The organism is Symmachiella dynata (assembly GCF_007747995.1).
Lineage (GTDB): Bacteria > Planctomycetota > Planctomycetia > Planctomycetales > Planctomycetaceae > Symmachiella > Symmachiella dynata.
On the sequence record NZ_CP036276.1, the window covers coordinates 4,288,869 to 4,306,687 of the forward strand.

The 17,819-nt window shown below is 55.4% G+C and carries 13 protein-coding genes; 4 read left to right on the top strand and 9 right to left on the bottom strand.

Annotated elements, in window-relative coordinates:
• Positions 1–28: 28 nt before the first annotated feature.
• The 4 genes from dusB to Mal52_RS16190 form a co-directional block, all read right to left on the bottom strand.
• The gene (gene dusB / locus Mal52_RS16175; RefSeq protein ID WP_145377223.1) at positions 29–1,117 is read right to left on the bottom strand and encodes a tRNA dihydrouridine synthase DusB; all 1,089 of its coding nucleotides are present in this window, start codon (positions 1,115–1,117) and stop codon (positions 29–31) included.
• Between the two features lie 83 nt (positions 1,118–1,200).
• The gene (locus Mal52_RS16180; protein ID WP_145377224.1) at positions 1,201–4,512 is read right to left on the bottom strand and encodes a DEAD/DEAH box helicase; all 3,312 of its coding nucleotides are present in this window, start codon (positions 4,510–4,512) and stop codon (positions 1,201–1,203) included.
• Positions 4,513–4,815: 303 nt separating this feature from the next.
• Complete coding sequence (gene metG / locus Mal52_RS16185) at positions 4,816–6,852, bottom strand: methionine--tRNA ligase (RefSeq protein ID WP_145377225.1); 2,037 nt, start codon at positions 6,850–6,852, stop codon at positions 4,816–4,818.
• Positions 6,853–7,154: 302 nt separating this feature from the next.
• Entirely contained in the window at positions 7,155–8,579 is a 1,425-nt protein-coding gene (locus Mal52_RS16190) for a class II fumarate hydratase (protein WP_145377226.1), read from the bottom strand.
• A gap of 268 nt (positions 8,580–8,847) precedes the next feature.
• Here Mal52_RS16190 and Mal52_RS16195 point away from each other — a divergent pair, with 268 nt between their 5' ends.
• Together Mal52_RS16195 and Mal52_RS16200 are read left to right on the top strand one after the other, a co-directional pair.
• Complete coding sequence (locus Mal52_RS16195; RefSeq protein WP_145377227.1) at positions 8,848–9,972, top strand: pyridoxal phosphate-dependent aminotransferase; 1,125 nt, start codon at positions 8,848–8,850, stop codon at positions 9,970–9,972.
• Between the two features lie 23 nt (positions 9,973–9,995).
• Positions 9,996–10,898: a hypothetical protein gene (locus tag Mal52_RS16200; protein WP_197534246.1), complete on the top strand. Its 903-nt coding sequence runs from the start codon at positions 9,996–9,998 to the stop codon at positions 10,896–10,898.
• A 407-nt stretch (positions 10,899–11,305) separates the two neighbouring features.
• On the opposite strand, the gene Mal52_RS16205 is transcribed toward Mal52_RS16200, so the two are convergent.
• A complete protein-coding gene (locus Mal52_RS16205) occupies positions 11,306–11,758 on the bottom strand; it encodes a YaiI/YqxD family protein (protein ID WP_145377228.1) in 453 nt (150 codons plus the stop codon).
• A 94-nt stretch (positions 11,759–11,852) separates the two neighbouring features.
• Between Mal52_RS16205 and Mal52_RS16210 the strand changes: the two genes are divergently transcribed.
• Positions 11,853–12,302, top strand: coding sequence for a VOC family protein (locus Mal52_RS16210; protein WP_197534247.1), 450 nt, complete (start codon positions 11,853–11,855; stop codon positions 12,300–12,302).
• A gap of 117 nt (positions 12,303–12,419) precedes the next feature.
• Here Mal52_RS16210 and Mal52_RS16215 read toward each other — a convergent pair whose 3' ends face one another.
• The 4 genes from Mal52_RS16215 to Mal52_RS16230 all read right to left on the bottom strand — a co-directional run bounded on the left by Mal52_RS16215 (position 12,420) and on the right by Mal52_RS16230 (position 16,066).
• Positions 12,420–12,902, bottom strand: coding sequence for a hypothetical protein (locus Mal52_RS16215; protein ID WP_145377229.1), 483 nt, complete (start codon positions 12,900–12,902; stop codon positions 12,420–12,422).
• A 334-nt stretch (positions 12,903–13,236) separates the two neighbouring features.
• Positions 13,237–13,551, bottom strand: coding sequence for an Hpt domain-containing protein (locus Mal52_RS16220; protein WP_145377230.1), 315 nt, complete (start codon positions 13,549–13,551; stop codon positions 13,237–13,239).
• Between the two features lie 218 nt (positions 13,552–13,769).
• A complete protein-coding gene (locus Mal52_RS16225) occupies positions 13,770–13,982 on the bottom strand; it encodes a hypothetical protein (RefSeq protein ID WP_145377231.1) in 213 nt (70 codons plus the stop codon).
• 311 nt (positions 13,983–14,293) lie between these two features.
• Positions 14,294–16,066 carry an acyl-CoA dehydrogenase family protein gene (locus Mal52_RS16230; RefSeq protein WP_145377232.1) on the bottom strand — a complete coding sequence of 591 codons (1,773 nt, stop codon included), beginning with the start codon at positions 16,064–16,066 and terminating at the stop codon, positions 14,294–14,296.
• Between the two features lie 166 nt (positions 16,067–16,232).
• Between Mal52_RS16230 and Mal52_RS16235 the strand changes: the two genes are divergently transcribed.
• The gene (locus tag Mal52_RS16235; RefSeq protein WP_145377233.1) at positions 16,233–17,819 is read left to right on the top strand and encodes a CehA/McbA family metallohydrolase; all 1,587 of its coding nucleotides are present in this window, start codon (positions 16,233–16,235) and stop codon (positions 17,817–17,819) included.

Here is a 17,819-nt window from a genome sequence, read left to right on the forward strand (position 1 = left end):
TCCATCCCCTGCCCTTGCTGCCGTCCCGCTACCAATTCGCAATGGGCCCGCTAGGGACGGGAATGTGGTACGCGGGAAGTTCGCCGGTTTTTGTCCCAACCGCCGGCCCCGCTTCAGAAATACGATCCAAAGCCGCCTGCAGTGCTTCCCCGGTACGGGCTTGTTGGAAATCGTTGCGCAGCACCGCTCGTACGTTCATTGATTTTAAATACCAATGCCCCATTTTCCGAAACGATGAAATCGCTCGTTCCAAACCACGCTGCTCGACAAGATAACCGAACTGCCGTTTGAGCAATTGCATACGGTCTTCGAAGTTGCCGGCAGGCGCGTATTGCCCGGTCTGTTCCCATTGGACCAATTGTCGAAAGATCCAAGGATTGGCCAACGCGCCGCGCCCGACCGAAATGGCATCGCAGCCGGTCTCGTCGAACATTGTCGCCGCATCGGCCACATTTCGAATGTCTCCGTTCCCAACCACCGGAATCGATTGCACGGCTTCGACTACCTGCCGAATCCCCTCGCGGCTGACTTGGCCGCTGAAACCTTGTTCCCGCGTGCGTCCATGGATTGCAATGGCGACCACGCCCACCTGTTCGAAAGCGCGGGCAAACTCCGGAGCGGTGATGCTTTGGTCATCCCAGCCCAGCCGCATCTTGACCGATACGGGAATCGCGACCGATTTGACGACGGCTTCGACCAGTTGCACGGTTTCATCGGCCTGTCGCATCATGGCCGAACCGGCGCCCCCTTTGGTGATCCGATGCACCGGGCAGCCCATGTTGATGTCAATCGAATCGACACCGCGGGCTTCGAGAAACTGCGCTGCTTCTGTCATGGCAGGAATCTCGCTGCCGAAGATTTGCACGGCAAACGGCGAATCCTCTTCGCAGGTCGCGATCAGGTCGCGCGTTTTGGCATTCCCGGCCAACAAGCCCCGCGCATTGACCAAATCGGTCGTCCCCAAACCAAGGCCGCCGATTTCTCGCACAATGCGACGAAACGGCAGATTGGTATAACCGGCCAAGGGAGACAGCAAAAACCGCGACGGCAATTCCAAATCACCGTACTTCAGCGGGGGACGCGTCGGTGGCTGGGGATGAGTGAATGTCTGTGGCATGATCCAGGAAAACACCTCGAAACCGAGCAGTCCGACACGAACGCCCGCAAGGCAATCGACATCCTGAACGGATGCCGACCGCACTACGACAACAGCATTGTCAGATCTTCGACTGTCAATGTCTTGATGATGTTATTATCCGCTTGCAAAATGGCGTCGGCCAAATCTCGTTTCTTGCTCTGCAGTTCGGCAATCTTTTCTTCGACCGTATCACGGCAAATCAACCGGTAAGCAAACACCTGTTTGGTTTGGCCGATTCGATGCGTCCGGTCAATGGCCTGTGACTCCACGGCGGGATTCCACCAGGGGTCCAACAGAAAGACATAGTCAGCCGCTGTGAGGTTCAAACCAAAACCACCCGCTTTGAGGCTGATTAAAAACAGCGGGCAATCGGGGTCGTTCTGGAATCGATCGACGCATTTCTGCCGATTGCGTGTTTGCCCATCCAGATATTCGTAGACGACACCACGGCGATCGAGATGGTCGCGCACAATCGAGAGCATGCTCGTGAATTGCGAAAACACCAGTGCCTTGTGCCCTTCATCCAGCAATTCGTCCAAGTGCAGGAACAACGCATCCAACTTGGCACTGGAATCCTCAACGCGGCCGCGATCAAGCAGCGCCGGATGGCAGGCGGCCTGCCGCAGTCGCAGCAATGCTTCCAACACGTGCATTTTCGATTTGCCCAGCCCATCCCGCGAGATTGCGCCGAGCAACGAGGCACGATAATGCTCACGCAATTCGTCGTACAGTTTGCGTTGCTCGGTGCCCATGTCGCAGTGAATGGTCTGCTCGAATTTGTCCGGCAGTTCCTTGGCAACTTCTTTCTTCGTGCGCCGCAGGATAAACGGTTTGAGCGCCTGTGACAGTGTTTTGCGTGAGTGGGCGTCTTGGGAATCCGCAGCGTGTAATTTGAACACAGAGGCCCGGCCTAACATGCCGGGATTGAGGAATTCAAAAATCGACCACAAATCACCAACATGGTTTTCAATCGGAGTACCACTCAGAGCCAACCGTTGATGTGCCCGCAACAGTCGCGATGCTTTGGCAATTTGCGACCCGGCATTCTTAATGGCTTGGGCTTCATCCAGGACAACATAGTCGAACTGAACGTCTTTCAATTCCAAAATATCGCGACGGAGCGTGCCATAAGTCGTCAGGATCAAATCAGTTTCCGCGAATTTTTCTCGCTGTTCGGCCCGTTCCAGTCCAACATATTCGATGATGGACAAATCGGGAGTAAACCGCTTGGCCTCTTCTTTCCAGTTGAAAATCAGCGATTTGGGGACGACCACCAACGAAGGCAGCGGCCCGTGTGGACTCAGCCGCTTGCGGTCCTGCAGTAGCGCGAGAAACTGAATCGTTTTTCCCAAACCCATGTCGTCCGCAAGACAGCCGCCGAATGAAAACTCTTGCAGAAAGCGGAGCCAACCCAATCCTTCGCGTTGATAGGACCGCAATTCGCCTTTAAAGCCATCCGGTTCATTGATGTCATCAATGCCGGAAAAATCTCGCAACTGCGTGCGCATGTCGTCGAATTTTTGGTCGAATTTGAAATCGTCCTGAGCTGACAACAACGCATCGAGCAAGCCGACTTGGTTTTGCGAAAAGCGAACGTGATCCTCTTCCGCTGTTCCCAAACCGGCCAGCAAACCGTATTGAGCGATCCATTCCTCCGGCAAGATCCCTAGCGAACCGTCATCTAAACGCACGGTGCTGTCGCCGCGGGATAAGGCCGATAAGAGATCCGGAAAATCGATGCTGCGTCCATCAAAGTCGACATCCGCGTGCAATTCAAACCAGTCGATGCCCGACTTGATCTGAAAGCCCATATGCAGTGGTTGGTGAATGCGACTGCCGTCCGCTTCGACAATCCAACCTTCACCGACCAACGAACGGACGCCAGGGCCAAGGTTGCGGGCGTTGATTTCCACATCGGCGTTGCGCCGCCGATGGTCCAGTAGCCGCTGAAAACCGTTTTCGCTCAGCAACTTCCAGTCGCGTTCCTCAACCGCTCGATCGCGGGGAATACACCGCCGCTCGCTGCGTTGCACAACCGCCCCTTGCGGACTGGTCGCGCGGATATTTGTTCCGTCGTAATTGAAAAACACTTCCCCTTGCAACTTACGCGATTGCCACTTCAAGCCCCGCGGGGAGCGGAGAATTAATCGCGGTTTGGGGGTACAGCGGACCTCTTCCAACTGCAATGCCTCGGGAAGAATCATCTTGGGTAGCAGCGGCATATCGAACAGTCGATCGACCAGTTCGTTCTCTTCACCGTTGGGAACTGAAATGGGATCGCCACCCCGCAGCTGTCGAGCCCATTCAAAAACGCCGTAGTCCCGGAATTGACTGATGTGCGTCTCCGTGAAGATATATCCCCCCGGCACGATCAATTGCGGTTCACGGACTTGCATTTCGTCCCCTTCCCGCTGAAACGACCCGTCGACCCGCCATTGGTCGAACTCGTCGTAAAACTTTACGTTGAGGCACAGTTCCCAAGCCGGTTCCTCATCCCACGCCAACGGTACAGGATGTTTTTCTGAACCGTGCAAATAGCGCCCATGCCCCGATGCGCAGATCATCGGCAGCACCAACCCGCACAATTCATAAGGGACCAAATAGCGAAATGATGTCGATTGTGTTTCCGCTTGCCGCGCATGCCAATTTCCGCGGTCCGCCGTGCTGCCTGCCAGATAGGCCAGAATCTTGCGATCCTCCTCATCCTCGACGTCGTCGAGTTGGCCGGGACGCAACTTTAAGGGTTTTAGTTTGCCCCATTGGCCGTTGGCACGCCGCTCGCGCTGGGATGTTTGGATGACCAATTGGTTGGCTTCATCGCTCGCAGCGATGTCGATTTCGAAAAAGATTTCCCGGTCCTTGGCGGAAGTCCCCTGCACCGAGCCGCCCACCTGCATGGCGTCACTGACGGCTTGCAGTTTCTGCGCCCAGGCCGGCAATTCCTTTTCGACTTTGACCACCGTCTTGGTGCTACGACTCGAACCGGTCCCGTAGACTTCACTATCGTCCCAGTCCTCGTCCCAATCCGCATCGAAACTCAACGAGGGAGAAGGATCGGCAGCAAACGGAGGAATGTGCCCCGGCTTGACCGTTCCGCCAATTAGCCCCTCGGACTCGACCGCTAGAATGGTCGCCCACAAATGCTTGCAGTGCATCAACGGTTTTTCACCGCTGAAACAAGTGCAATACATCTGCAGTTCTTCGCCGTTACTGCGATCGATATGCGTTTCAAATCCGACCCCGTCACTCACAACCGCCGAGATGCGGTCCACGGTGACGTGCGTAATTGTGACTCGTTCCGCCTTGATATAAGCAGCGCCGCGATAACGAATATCGCCACGAAACTTCGGTTCCATCAACGTCGTAATACCCATTCCGGCGTGTCAGCCTCCCTGATAAAGCGCAGACAAATTCGCGAGATTACGGAAAAATCGCGCATCGAGCAATTTTAGGGAACTTGACGCGTTCTGTGAACCGCAGTGCGTGAAGTTTGTAAAAAGATGCGCGAACTTCCGTGGTTTCACGTCGCCGATTCGTCCACTATTTTTTGCGGTTTCCCTGCTTAGAAAGGGGATTGGCGATGCTCTGGCTTCACTCCGCCCCCCCCTTGTCGCCCCCCAGGACAATGCTGAAAAGCGTGTTGCGATGCCCCGAGAGCGGTTGGATCACCGTTACTGCTAATGCACCCGTTGCCCTGGCTTCGCACCTTCGTCGGGGCTGAGGACGAAGATGTCCTTGCCTCCGGGGCCGGCGGCGAGGACCATGCCTTCGCTGACGCCGAATCGCATTTTGCGGGGGGCCAGATTCGCGCAACAGATCACCAGTCGCCCGACCAGTTTCTCCGGCTCGTAGACTCCTTTGATCCCCGCGAACACATTCCGGGTCACGTCGCCGCCCAAACTAAGTGTGAGTTGCAGCAACTTATCCGCCTTTTCGACCTCTTGAGCGGCAATCACGCGGGCGACGCGCATGTCGACTTTGACAAACTCGTCGTAGGTGCATTCTTCGGCCAGCGGCTCATTGGCCAGAGCTTCGGGACCGTCGTTGTATTGGTTCTCTGCTTCTTCGGGAGCGGCTTCTTCTTGACTTTCTTCGATCATCGCGTGTACCTGACTTTCTTCGACTCGGGTTAGCATATGCTGAAATTTATTGACCGACGTGCCGACGAGCGGCCGTTGTGATTCATTCCACTGTTGGATCGGCGTGCTTAATAGTTCGCCGGTTTGTTCTGCCAAGCGCGGCAGCACCGGTGCCAAATAGATGGCCAATTGCCGAAACAGGTTCAAGGCGATTGTACAGACGTCCTGCAATTGCTGCTGCTTGTCCGGTTCTTTGCGGAGTTTCCACGGCTCGGCATCTTCGACAAACTTGTTCGCCTTGTCGGCCAGCGCCATGATGTGCCGCATGGCGGCGTTGTAGTCGCAGTTCTCGTAATTCGCCGCGATCTGTTCTCCAGCTTCGGCAGCGGCAGCAAAGAGTCCACCATCTTCGGGGTATTCAGCCGAGAGGCCTAGTTCCTTGACGAACTTAGCAGACCGGCTGGCCAGATTGACGACTTTGCCGACTAAATCGGAGTTCACCTTGGCGACGAATTCTTCGAGGTTCAAATCCAAATCATCCAACCGCGGCCCCAACTTTGTCGCGAAATAATACCGCAGGTAAGCCGGGTCGAGGTGATTCAGATAGGTCGATGCTCGTATGAATGTCCCTTTGCTCTTGGACATTTTCTCCCCACCCACGGTCAAAAAACCGTGGATGTGCACTTTGGAGGGGAGGTTATAGCCGGCCGTTTTGAGCATTGCCGGCCAAAACAGCGTATGGAAATAGGTAATGTCCTTGCCGATGAAATGGTGAATTTCGGTCTTTTCGTTCCGCCACCAATCGTTGAAATCCTCGCCGTTCCGGTCGCACCATTGCTGCGTCGAGGCCATGTAGCCGATCGGCGCATCGAACCAGACGTACCAATAATTGCCGGGGCTGTCCGGGATTTCGAAACCAAAATAGGGAGCGGGGCGGGAGATGTCCCAATCGCGGAGCGGCTCGTGCAGGAAATGCCCCTTGAGGTAATTGGCCACTTCATCCTGCAGATGCTCACCCGACTGCGTCCACTCTTCCAGAAACTCGTGCAGTTCCTCGATATTCACAAATAGATGTAGCGAACTGCGAACTTCCGGCGTCGCTCCGCTCACGGTACTAATCGGATCGATCAAATCCGCAGGGCTGTAGGTCACGCCACAACTATCGCAGTTGTCGCCGTATTGCCCATCGGATTTGCAGCGGGGACAGGTGCCGCGGACGAATCGGTCGGCCAGAAACGTGCCCGCCTCCGGATCGTACAATTGCGTCACATCCCGCTCGGAAACGAGACCGGCCTTGCGAAATGCCGCCCAGAACTCATTGCAAAACTTTTGGTTTTCAGGACTGTTGGTGCTGCCGTAGTTATCAAACTCGATGCCGAAGCCCGCAAAATCGTCTTCGTGGGCCTGTTTCATTTCAGCGATCAACGCTTCTTCGCTCCGCCCTTCTTGCCGCGCACGCAGCATGATTGCCGTGCCGTGCGTGTCGTCGGAGCACATATACAAGCAGCGATTTCCGTACAGTTTTTGAAACCGCACCCAAATATCGGTCTGCAGATATTCCACCAAATGCCCAATGTGAATGTGCCCATTGGCATACGGCAGAGCAGCGGTGACAAGAATTTGTCGTGTGGTCATCGAGGGAGTTCGTTCGTTGTTTTGCGGTTTATGGGGCCACGGATTGAACACGAATCAATAAGGTCCTGGTTCCCAAGCTCTGCTTGGGAACCCACCTTCCCGAAGCTCTGCTTCGGTCGGAAATCAATGGCGGGCACTTAATTTATCATAACGTCTGCGAAGCGGAGCTTCGCTGGAACGCGTCCCCAGGCAGAGCTTGGGAACCAGAAAATAAACACTGCTGGACAAGCCAGCAGTGGCACCCGTCGGTCATTTTTTGATCTGTGTTTTATCCGTGTTTCATCTGTGGCTAATTGGTTAAGTCACGCCTGTGGTTCGGTCATGCTCATCGGGTCGAGCGCTTTGTTCAATTCCTCTTCGGGAAGGACATTTTGTTCCGTGCAAAGTTCGCGGATTGTTTTACCGGTTTTGAAAGCTTCTTTGGCCAGCGCGGATGCTTTTTCGTAGCCGATATAGGGATTCAAGCTGGTGACCATCGAAAGGCTCTTCTCCACGGCGGCTTCGCAATGATCCGGATGCGCCTGCATGTCATCGGAACAAAACTCGACAAATGCATCGGTCACATTGGCCAACAGTGTGATGCTTTCCAGCGTCGTTTGCCCCATCATGGGCATCATAATGTTTAATTGGAATTGCCCCCCTGTCGCTCCGCTGATAGCGATGGCTTGGTCGTTCCCCATCACGCGGGCAGCGACTTGCATCATGCTTTCGCACATCACAGGATTGACTTTGCCCGGCATAATCGAGCTGCCCGGTTGTCGGTCAGGCAGTACGACTTCGCCGAAACCGCATCGCGGCCCGGAACTGAGCCAGCGAAGATTATTAGAGACATTGAACAATGTCGAGGCAATTGCCCGCAGCTGCCCGTGGCACTCCACCAGACCGTCGCGTTGGGCGTTGGCTTCGAAGTGATTGACCGCTTCGATAAAGCCGATGCCCGTTTCATCGGCCAAGACCTTAGCGACGCGGCTGCCGAATTCGGGATGCGTGTTGATCCCCGAACCGACGGCCGTCCCACCGACTGGCAATTCCAACACGGCATCCCGTGCCCGTTCGGCCCGGCCAATCGACAATTCAATCTGCCGCGCCAGTCCGCCGATTTCCTGTCCCAATCGTAACGGTGTCGCATCGGCAAGGTGTGTGCGGCCGATTTTGATGATCTTGTCCCACTCGGCCGCCTTTTTGGCGAGCGAACCGGCGAATTTTTCCAGTGCGGGGAATAGGTTTTCCTGAATACTGACCGCGACGGCGACGTGAATCGATGTCGGAAATGTGTCGTTGGTGCTTTGCCCCATATTCACATGGTCGTTGGGATGCACCGATTTTTCTGGGCTGAAGCGATCATCGCCCAGGATCTCGACTGCGCGGTTGCTGATCACCTCGTTGACGTTCATGTTGCTAGAGGTACCCGAACCGGTTTGGAAGACGTCGACTGGGAATTCGCTATCGAATTTTCCCTCAGACACTTCACGGCACGCAGCGAGTAGTGCCTCGACTTGTTTGTCATTCAGCGGCTTTTTGCCGGTCCCGGTCAGCTTGCCCACATCGCGATTGGCAATGGCAGCCGCGTATTTGACCAGCCCCATCGCATGAATCAGATCCGTAGGTAAGGCCCATCCGGAAATAGGAAAATTATCAACGGCCCGTTGGGTTTGTGCCCCGTAATATGCTTTTGCAGGGACCTGGACATCGCCCATGGAATCGTGTTCGGTACGAAATTCGCTCATCGCTCGTATTTCCTGCCTCGTGGGTGCCTAATTTAAAGACCGACAGCCAAAAACAGTGTGCTGCTGCGAACATCGTAGCGAGTTGCCCGGCGGATCAAAAGTGAGACCTTATTCCCCCGGAAATCCACCGGAATCGGACAATCATGGCTCGATTGGTGGGCCACATGAAATCGAGGTGTTATGATAAGCCCACCGCCGCAGGCCAAGACGCAGCCGACGGCCTCATGAGAATCATTCCCTAGAAACGGCATAGGATTCGAGACGAGATATGAGCGAAGAATGGATTGCCGACCGCATGCATCGCATCGACGCTTCGGGCATTCGTAAGGTCTTTGATCTGGCGGCCAAACTGGCCGATCCGGTGAACCTGAGCATCGGGCAACCCCATTTCGATACCCCGCAGCCGATCAAGGACGCATTAGCGCAAGCAACGGCCGACGGGCACAACGGCTATAGTCAGACACAGGGCATCGCCCCCTTGCTGAAAACCATTCAGGACCATGTTGACAAGACATTGGGGCAGACCGATCGTCAGGTGTTCATCACCAGTGGAACGAGCGGTGGGTTGATGTTGGCACTGTGCGGACTGGTCAATCCGGGCGACGAAGTCATCGTCTTCGCCCCTTGGTTTGTGATGTACAAACACCTGGTCACCTTGGCCGGGGGCACAGTGGTGGAGATCGATACGTATCCCGATTTCCAAATCGACGTCAACAAGGTCCGCGATGCGATCACCGACCGAACCAAGGTGATCCTCTGCAACAGCCCGGCCAATCCAACTGGTTGTGTCGCCAGCAGCGAGCAACTCAAAGATTTGGCCGAATTGGCGGCGGAAAAAGACATCGCCTTTTTGAGCGACGAAATCTACAAGTCGTATTGCTACGATCAGGAATTTCAATCGCCGGCGCAATGGAATGACCAAACGATCGTCATCGATGGTTTCAGCAAATCGCACTCGATGACCGGTTGGCGGTTGGGTTATATGCACGGACCGTCGGCATTGATGCAGCAAATGTTGAAGCTGCAACAATTCACCTTCGTCTGCGCTCCGCACCCGGTGCAATGGGCCGGTTTAGCCGCCTGGGACTACGATGTTTCCGAGTACGTCGAACAATACCGCCGCAAACGGGATTTCATGATTTCGGAATTGCGGAACGACTTTGAAATCCACGGCGCCGACGGAGCCTTCTACTTATTTCCCCAAGCCCCCTGGGGCACGGGAACGGAATTCGTGACCGAAGCGATCAAGAACAACTTGTTGATCATCCCCGGCAACGTCTTTAGCCCCTCCGACACACACTTTCGGATATCCTACGCGGCCGAAGATGCCGTTTTAGAGCGCGGTGTTGAGTTACTCAAAAAACTGGCCCGACAAGGCAAACCCAGCGTTTGAGTGGTGGAAAAGGCCGTAACCTGATGCCCAGTTGGTCGCATGCACTCAAACTGAACAACAACCGCGAGGTGGTTGCCGGCAGCGCCGACGCGTTGTGCGACGCTATTCGTCGCGGCGCGGATCTACGCATCGGGACTGCTTTTCGTCACAACGAACACATCGACGTCACGTCGGCCAACAACGAATTGATCCGTGAAGTCATGGACTTTCGCGTGACCTATTTGCTTGAGGATCGTTGGGCGGCGGGGATCCAAAACTTGCGGATGCCGATTGAATTGCCTGACGGATTTGGTCCGCGAGCCTCGATGTCGTTCTTTCTCTACAACCAAGACGGGCATCAAGGGATTGGCCGCCCGTTTCTCGATGGCAAACCCACGAACGGCACCCTCGGCCCCGCTCCGCTCAACGACCACGCGGACATGCCCAAGTATCACGAGCTGGCGAATTGGGACGCAGAGACGAATGCTCCCAGCAGCAATTTCATCTACGATTTTGAATACTTCGAATACCACGTCCGCGATTGTTGGCGCGAGGTCTTCGCCCACGATGCCGACGGGCGGGTGATCTCCGGCGATTTGGATAGTCTCACCGAAGCGGTTCGCCAAGGCAGCGAGGTCAAAATCGCTGTGCGTGGATTGTGCGACGACCTAACGCCTGCCGGCGACACAGCGATGGAGCACGAAGTCTTCCTGCACTTGGGAGCCTGTTACTATTACACCGAAACGCGGCAAATGATGGCCTCCGCCAACCCGGTCGTCCGGACCCGCGCCGCTATTCCACTCGGCTATGCCAGTGGCGCATGGGACTTCGGTTGGCTGATGCCCCGCACAGACGGTCACGTGGCACGTTGGTTGTGCGACCCGCAAACGCTCCAATTCCAAAAATCAACCACCCACCACGCCATCCGCTGGTTCATCAACAGCTGATCACAATGTAGGGTGCGTCACGACGCACCTTTCGCGCGTAGGATAGCGGATTCTCCCGACGAACCAATGAGCTGCGTACGCTTGGGCGTAAAGAATTTAGCCACAGAGTTCACCGAGGTCACAGAGAAAAGGAGGCGGTGTTTTCACCGTGCGTGGATTTTGTCCAGAAACTTCCATGGTCTTTGCGGATTCACTGGCGCGGGTAAATCGCCCTCCAGCTCAAACTTTAAATGTTGCTTAAATCACAAATTGCGCCGGCGCGTCTCGGTCACTGTTCGCACAATGCGACCGCAAGCGGTCGGTTTGGGATTTTGAGAGTCACGCTCGGGACATCCGTGTTCATCTGTGTTCAATCTGTGGCTAAGAAAGTAGCGGTCATAAATGTTTTCGGATCCGCCGCGCTCAGGTTATTTCTTGCGTCGCAGTTTTTGAATTGTCTGGTCCAAGGTCTGCAAGAATTGCGAGCGGTCTTGTTTGCTAAATGGGGGTGGGCCGCCGGTGATAGTGCCGAGGTCGCGGAGTTGCGTCATCAACTCTCGGCTGGCGAGTGCGCTGCCGATCGACTCGGCGGAAAATTTGCCGCCACGGGAATCGAGCACGTGGGCCTGTTTTTCTAAACAGCGCGAGGCGAGCGGAATGTCAGCGGTGATGACGATATCGTCGCCGGCGACCTGCTCGGCAATCCAATCATCGGCCGCTTCGTAGTGTCCTTTGACAACAACCAACGTCAACCAGTCCGCCGTCGGCACCCGCATTGGCGCATTGGCAACCAAGGTCACCGACAGTTTGTACCGCTTCGCGACGCGATAGACCTCCTCTTTGACCGGACAGGCATCGCCGTCAACAAAAATCTTCGTCACGCCGGGACCTTTCGGCTTTGGAGCAGTTTATAGTTAGATCTCCAAACATGGTAACCAGGACACGAAATTTGACAACCACTTGCAGCTTGAGACAATGTCGCATGTTGGACAACATCGCCAAGCCCAAGTTTTGGAGGGAAATCTCATAGCGAATCGCTTAGAGCACGCAAATCTCACAGTGCGAGACATCGACGCAACGGTCCGGTTTCTGAGAACCGCATTTCCGGAATTCATCGTACGGGGCGAGGGAATCCAAAACGGGGATCGTTGGTTGCATGTCGGCAGCGACGACTCTTACATTGCGCTCAATGAATCGTCCGACGGGTTTTCGGAAACTGGACCGCTGAATCATCTCGGTTTTGCGGTCGACGACGTGAATGCCGTTGTCAGCCGCTTGCTGGAAGCGGGTTATCGTGAAGGATTTATTGCACCTGAGCATCCGCATCGTCGCCGGAAATACTTTTTCGATGCTGACGGAATCGAGTGGGAGTTCGTTGAGTATGCCTCAGGCGATCCGGCTCAGCGAAACGACTATTCGCTGTGATAACTTGTGGGTGACGGTCGCAAGTAGCGCATGGAAACGGCCCCGCGATTCATTGGAATCGGGGGCCGTTCGTAAGCGCGATGGCCAAGGTGCCCGTCTGAACGGACAACGCAGCTCTTAAAATTGATTCTGCTCAGTCACAACACCGGCGGCTTGATACAGTTTTTGGATGCGGGTGACCGGATACATCTGGATCAGCCGTTTTTTGTAGGTCAACCGCCCTTCAGCATCACGGCCGAGTTGTTCGGCCACTTCGTCGATGGCTAAACCGGCGTATAACGCGGCGAATGTGCCGGGATCGACACCGACACCCGCTTCCAAATCGGCTTGGGCGTTCACGCCACCGGCTAAAATATCAATGGGATTCAACCCCTTGGTCGCCGGTTTATAAAGTCCCTCTGAGACCAACGCATCGTGCGCGTCCTGCAATGCATTTCGCGCCGCGGCGATTTTGTCTAATGTGTCTTGCGAAACGGCGTTGGTTGCATTGCCATCATCTTGAGCCCACAGCGATGCCGGGGAGAGTGAATTTGTCGAACCGAGAAGATACCCCACCGCAAGCAGCGAGAATGCAAACAATAGAGAGGCACTTTTCCGCATTTTGAACTCCTGAATTTCCGGTTGCACGTATTTCGCATTACGCCGGTAAGCCATCATCCGGCAGGGAGACATCACAATCAGCTAGTGGGCAATATGGTAACGGTGTGCGATGAGAATTCGCAAGGGGAGCGTTACCGGCTAAAAACAAAGCTGACCGACACGGCGAGCCCCACATCCATCCTGAACGGAATTGCAGGAGGTTTCAAGGCTAAAACCAGGGAATTGAAAGCAATCTGTGGGCGTTGGACGCGCGCAGTCGCGCCAATGCGACATTCCGCAGCGACCAAGCCTGCTGCTGGGCCTCCCCCGGCGATCCATCGGCGTTCGCCGACGATTATGCCTGAATCCGCCCCATATATTCCAGCACCGTATCGAGAGACTGGCCGACACGATCGATGTCGTTCTCCTTGCAGGCCTGTTCTAATTCGGCAGCTACGGAACTGAGCCCATCAAAACCGTACCCGCCGCCTGCCCCTTTCAGTTGGTGGGCAGTGACGCGCATATCATCGACATTGCCTGCGCGAAACTGTTGTTGCAACAGCACGCGCCGTTCGCCAACAGTCTCGGCAAACATCTCCAACAGATCCTCAAAATCGGGATCGTCGGCAAAATCGGAAAAGATCGGTCCGCTGGTTTGTGTGCTGTTCATGAGAGTCCTCTTCTACCCCAGTCAATCATCACAGGAATATCAGGTTGTTCTCATCTATAGCATGTGAACGGGGCCGAAATCGCCCACACGCCCTGAACAGGAAGTTTTCCCGAAGCGTCGAGGCCCGCGCACCGCAGGGTTTTCCGTTCGCGCGGATTTTAGCAATGAATCCTGCTACGACGAATGCCCTGTCTCGCGCAGCCACGACACGGGGAGGTTCATGCGGCCTTCTCACGAATGGGGGCTTCGTTCTCAGAAATCGTTTGCAGCTTCAAGCGTTGCGTCCGCTCGTCGCTACCGAGCCGTTTTCCACGCGTCATGTTTCCGACGTGCGCGCTGAGGTGCATCATCGAACCGGTTACCACCACGGCGGCAAAGCAAATTGAAAGCACGATCTGATCATAAGTTGCGTTCTGCAGCAAATCAGTCACGGTCAGCATCTCCATATAGCCAAGCAAAAACTGAATCGTCCGAGAAAACAGGGGGGGAAGCCACGAACCTTGCCGCGTCTCAAAACCATCCTGTTCGCTCCAATGAAACCAAACCTAAGAACGGTTTCTAGGCCGGTTACATCTTAATTTCGGAACAATCAGCAGCCCGGCTTCAGCGGGACGCACCGGATGCCAGATACGAGATAGTCACCGGCGTTACAATCGGCGCGGTCGGTATAACGACACTCGGCAACCCCGTCCGCCGAGTGAAGAGTACCGGCTAAGCTAAAGTTTTCACTGACTTCAAACGTTTAGTGCTCGTCGTTTCCCATCCAGGCATCGGCAACCTTCGTATAGGCCGCGTCGTCATTGTCGTTAATGGCGGCGAGACGTGCTTGGTTGCGGCGGTCGGCAATTTTCAGATACAGCAACCCGGTCTGCAGATCGCGTTCGGTCGTCGGATCGTTCTGCGAAACCAATTGCACCAACCGCGAATAGACACAGCTCGCCATAAACAACTCCGTGCCGATATCGCCAATCCGACCGTGATGGTACTGTCGATCGAGAATCGCTTCACGATGCGTCATCAATAAGCCTTGGCAGGCGCGACCGAATTGTACGATCTGGCGTCCGAGTGCCTTAGCCGCCGGTTGCAAACGGGCATGTGGAACCGGTAGTTGCGCCGTGGACCAGACGCGGCTGGTCGTCGATGCAGCGAAGCCCCACAATTTTCCCGCTCCGGTGAACGGGTTCTTGGCGGCTTGTTGCACTTCTTGCAGATTCATCCCCACGCCGCGCAGACCGACCATGGCGATGAACGACCGCAACACATCGTTGGCCCCTTCGCCAATTTGATTGATCCGTGCGTCACGCATCATTCGCTCCAACGGCTCGGTGGTGAAATATCCCGCCCCACCGTAAAGCTGCAGCGTGTCGTTGACGATCGTCCATAGTCGCTCACTGGCAAAAACCTTGAGCATGGCCGTTTCCAACATGTAATCTTCAGCATCGCTATCGATCAGCGCAGCGGTGTGATAAACAGCGCTCTCCATAGCAAACGTATCTGCGGCAGCGATGGCGATTTTTTCCTTCACCAACTCAAATTGCCCGATGTTCTTTCCAAACTGTCGCCGCCGGTTGGCATAGTCGGTCGCCTTTTCCAAACAGACCTTGGCTCCACCCGTGCAACAGGCACCGAACGTCACGCGGCCGAAATCCAAAACGGTCAGCGCCAACCGCAAGCCCTTGCCTTCTTTGCCGAGCATGTTTTCGGCCGGGACAAACATATCCTTAAAGGCCAGCCGCGCCGTCGCCGTGCCGCGAATCCCGCACTTATCCATCCGCGCTTCGACCACTTCAAATCCCGGCATGTCGGGCGTGACGAGAAAAGCGGTGACCTTGCCGTCCGGTTCGTCGGGATCGGGGGTACGAGCCATGACCGTTAAAACACCGGCGATCGCGCCGTTGGTGATATAGCGTTTCTCGCCGTTGATGACATATCCGCCACGATCCGGATCGGGCGTCGCCCGTGTTTGCACGTTCGAAGCATCCGACCCAGCTTCGGGTTCAGTAAGCGCAAAGGCGGCTAAGACCTCCCCACTGGCCATCGGTTTCATCCACCGCGCCTTTTGTTCTTCGGTGCCAAACAAATCCAAACCGCGTACACCGATCGAGTGGTGCGCATTGACGAACACCCCCGTCGCAGCGCAATGCCCGCCGATGACTTCCATCACACGACAATAGTTCTGCTGTGACAACCCGCGACCACCCAACTCCGGTGCGATGGTCATTCCCAAAACACCGACATCGGCCAGTCCGCGAATCACCTCCGGCGGGATGTCAGAATTGCGATCGACTTCGGCCGCGTCGAGATGCTCTTCGAGATACTCCCGCACTTCGATGACAGCCTTGTCTCCGATGGCTTTTTGTTCGGCGGAGAGTTGGGGATAAGGCATGATGGCGTCGGTGAAGAAACGCCCGAAAAACAACTCTTTGCAAAAGCCGACCTTCTGCGGTCCGGAGAACAACAATTCCTCCGCTTGCCGAATTTGCTTTTGCTGCAGTTCATCCATTGCCTGTGCCATCGCGTCATCCTTACATTTTCTTTAAAAGTCAATGCTAGTGATTCGATCCCGTGGAGTGCCCTGGGAATTTTACGCCGCACGTTGTGCGTCCTGCTAGTGAACTTTAGGATAACCAATCAGGTTTTTAATGGTCCGCGAGCGTCGAATTGTGAAAAGGAGCGTAGGAATGCGGCTTCCGCTTGCCGTCAGTTGCGTGTTGATGATCGCAGTCTCCCTCATCGCCGCACGTCGAGCTGAACAAACATGCGCACTCGACATTTCGCTGATCGACGCGCAAACCGGTGCTCCGCTTGCGGGACAAATCAAGGTCACGACCGCGACCGGAGAGGTGGTCAACGTCCACGAGTTGCTCTCCCGAGGACTCGGATTAAAGGCAGGGGAACCGATCCAACATTGGGCTGTGCTCACCAAATCGACAACGCTCACACTTCCCGCACAACTCTTGACGATCGAAGCGTTTTCCGGACTCGAAACCGAAACCACACGGATCGAGGTCGATCTGCGCGACAAGACCAAGCACACACTTTCTATTCCGTTGCATCGGTTTTACAACGCCGCTGACCGCGGGTTTCGCTCGGCCAATACGCATCTGCATCTCATGAAACTCAGCCGCGCCGAGGTGGACCGCTACCTCACTGAGATCCCCCGCGCGGACGGATTGGACATCGTGTTCCTCTCCTATCTGGAACGCGCAGGCGCCGACCACGAGTACACCTCGAACAGCTATACTGCCGACGATTTGGCGAGTTTATCAAAAGCGTCGGGAACGGGATTTGGCAACGGCGAAGAGCATCGTCACAATTACGGCGGCGGGGGCGAGGGATACGGCCATGTGATGTTCTTGAACATCAAAGAGTTGATCCAACCGGTCAGCATCGGTCCGGGAATCATGAAACTCGGCACCGATGGACTGCCCATTCAGCGCGGCATCGACACCGCACGCGGCGATGGGGCAACGGTCGTTTGGTGCCACAACGATTGGGGGCTGGAGGACCTTGCGAATTGGGCCACCGACCGCATCGATGCGCAAAACATCTTCGATGGCGGCATCCATTCCAGTTACAAACAGAGTTTCTACCGCTACTTGAATGCCGGTATCGACGTGCCATTTTCAACCGGCACCGATTGGTTTATTTACGACTTCTCCCGCGTCTACGTGGCTGCAGGAAAATATGTGACCCCCGCCGGGTGGCTGGCAGCACTCTCTTCGGGAAAGACGTATATCACCAACGGTCCGCTGTTGGAATTTACCGTCAACGGCCACGGCCCAGGAAGTACGATCGACATCGACAACGGAAAGCCACTCAAGATCGAAGCCCGTGGTTGGGGCCGACATGACTTCAAACGGCTGGAATTGATCAAAAACGGCAACGTGGTTGATTCCGCACCCGCCGAGCGGCAGAATAACCATTTCGTCGCCCGACTCAACGTAACTCTCGAAACGGATCAACCCTGCTGGTTGGCCCTCAGAACACCGGCTCCACCTTTGGCAGGGGATACCGAATTAACAGAACCGGTGAACACAAATGAGTTTGGCAAAGACCTCTTCGCCCATACCAGCGCAATCCACATTGTTCGCAACGGTCGGCGGTATGTGGATCGGAAAGTCGCTGAAGGGATGATCCAGGAGATGACCGAAATCCGCGCACAAATCGACAAGCAATCCAACTTTGCCGACCCCCAAGAACGGTCGCGCGTATTGGACGTCTATAGTGACGGCATCGATGCCATGCGTAAGCGACTGCAGGATTGA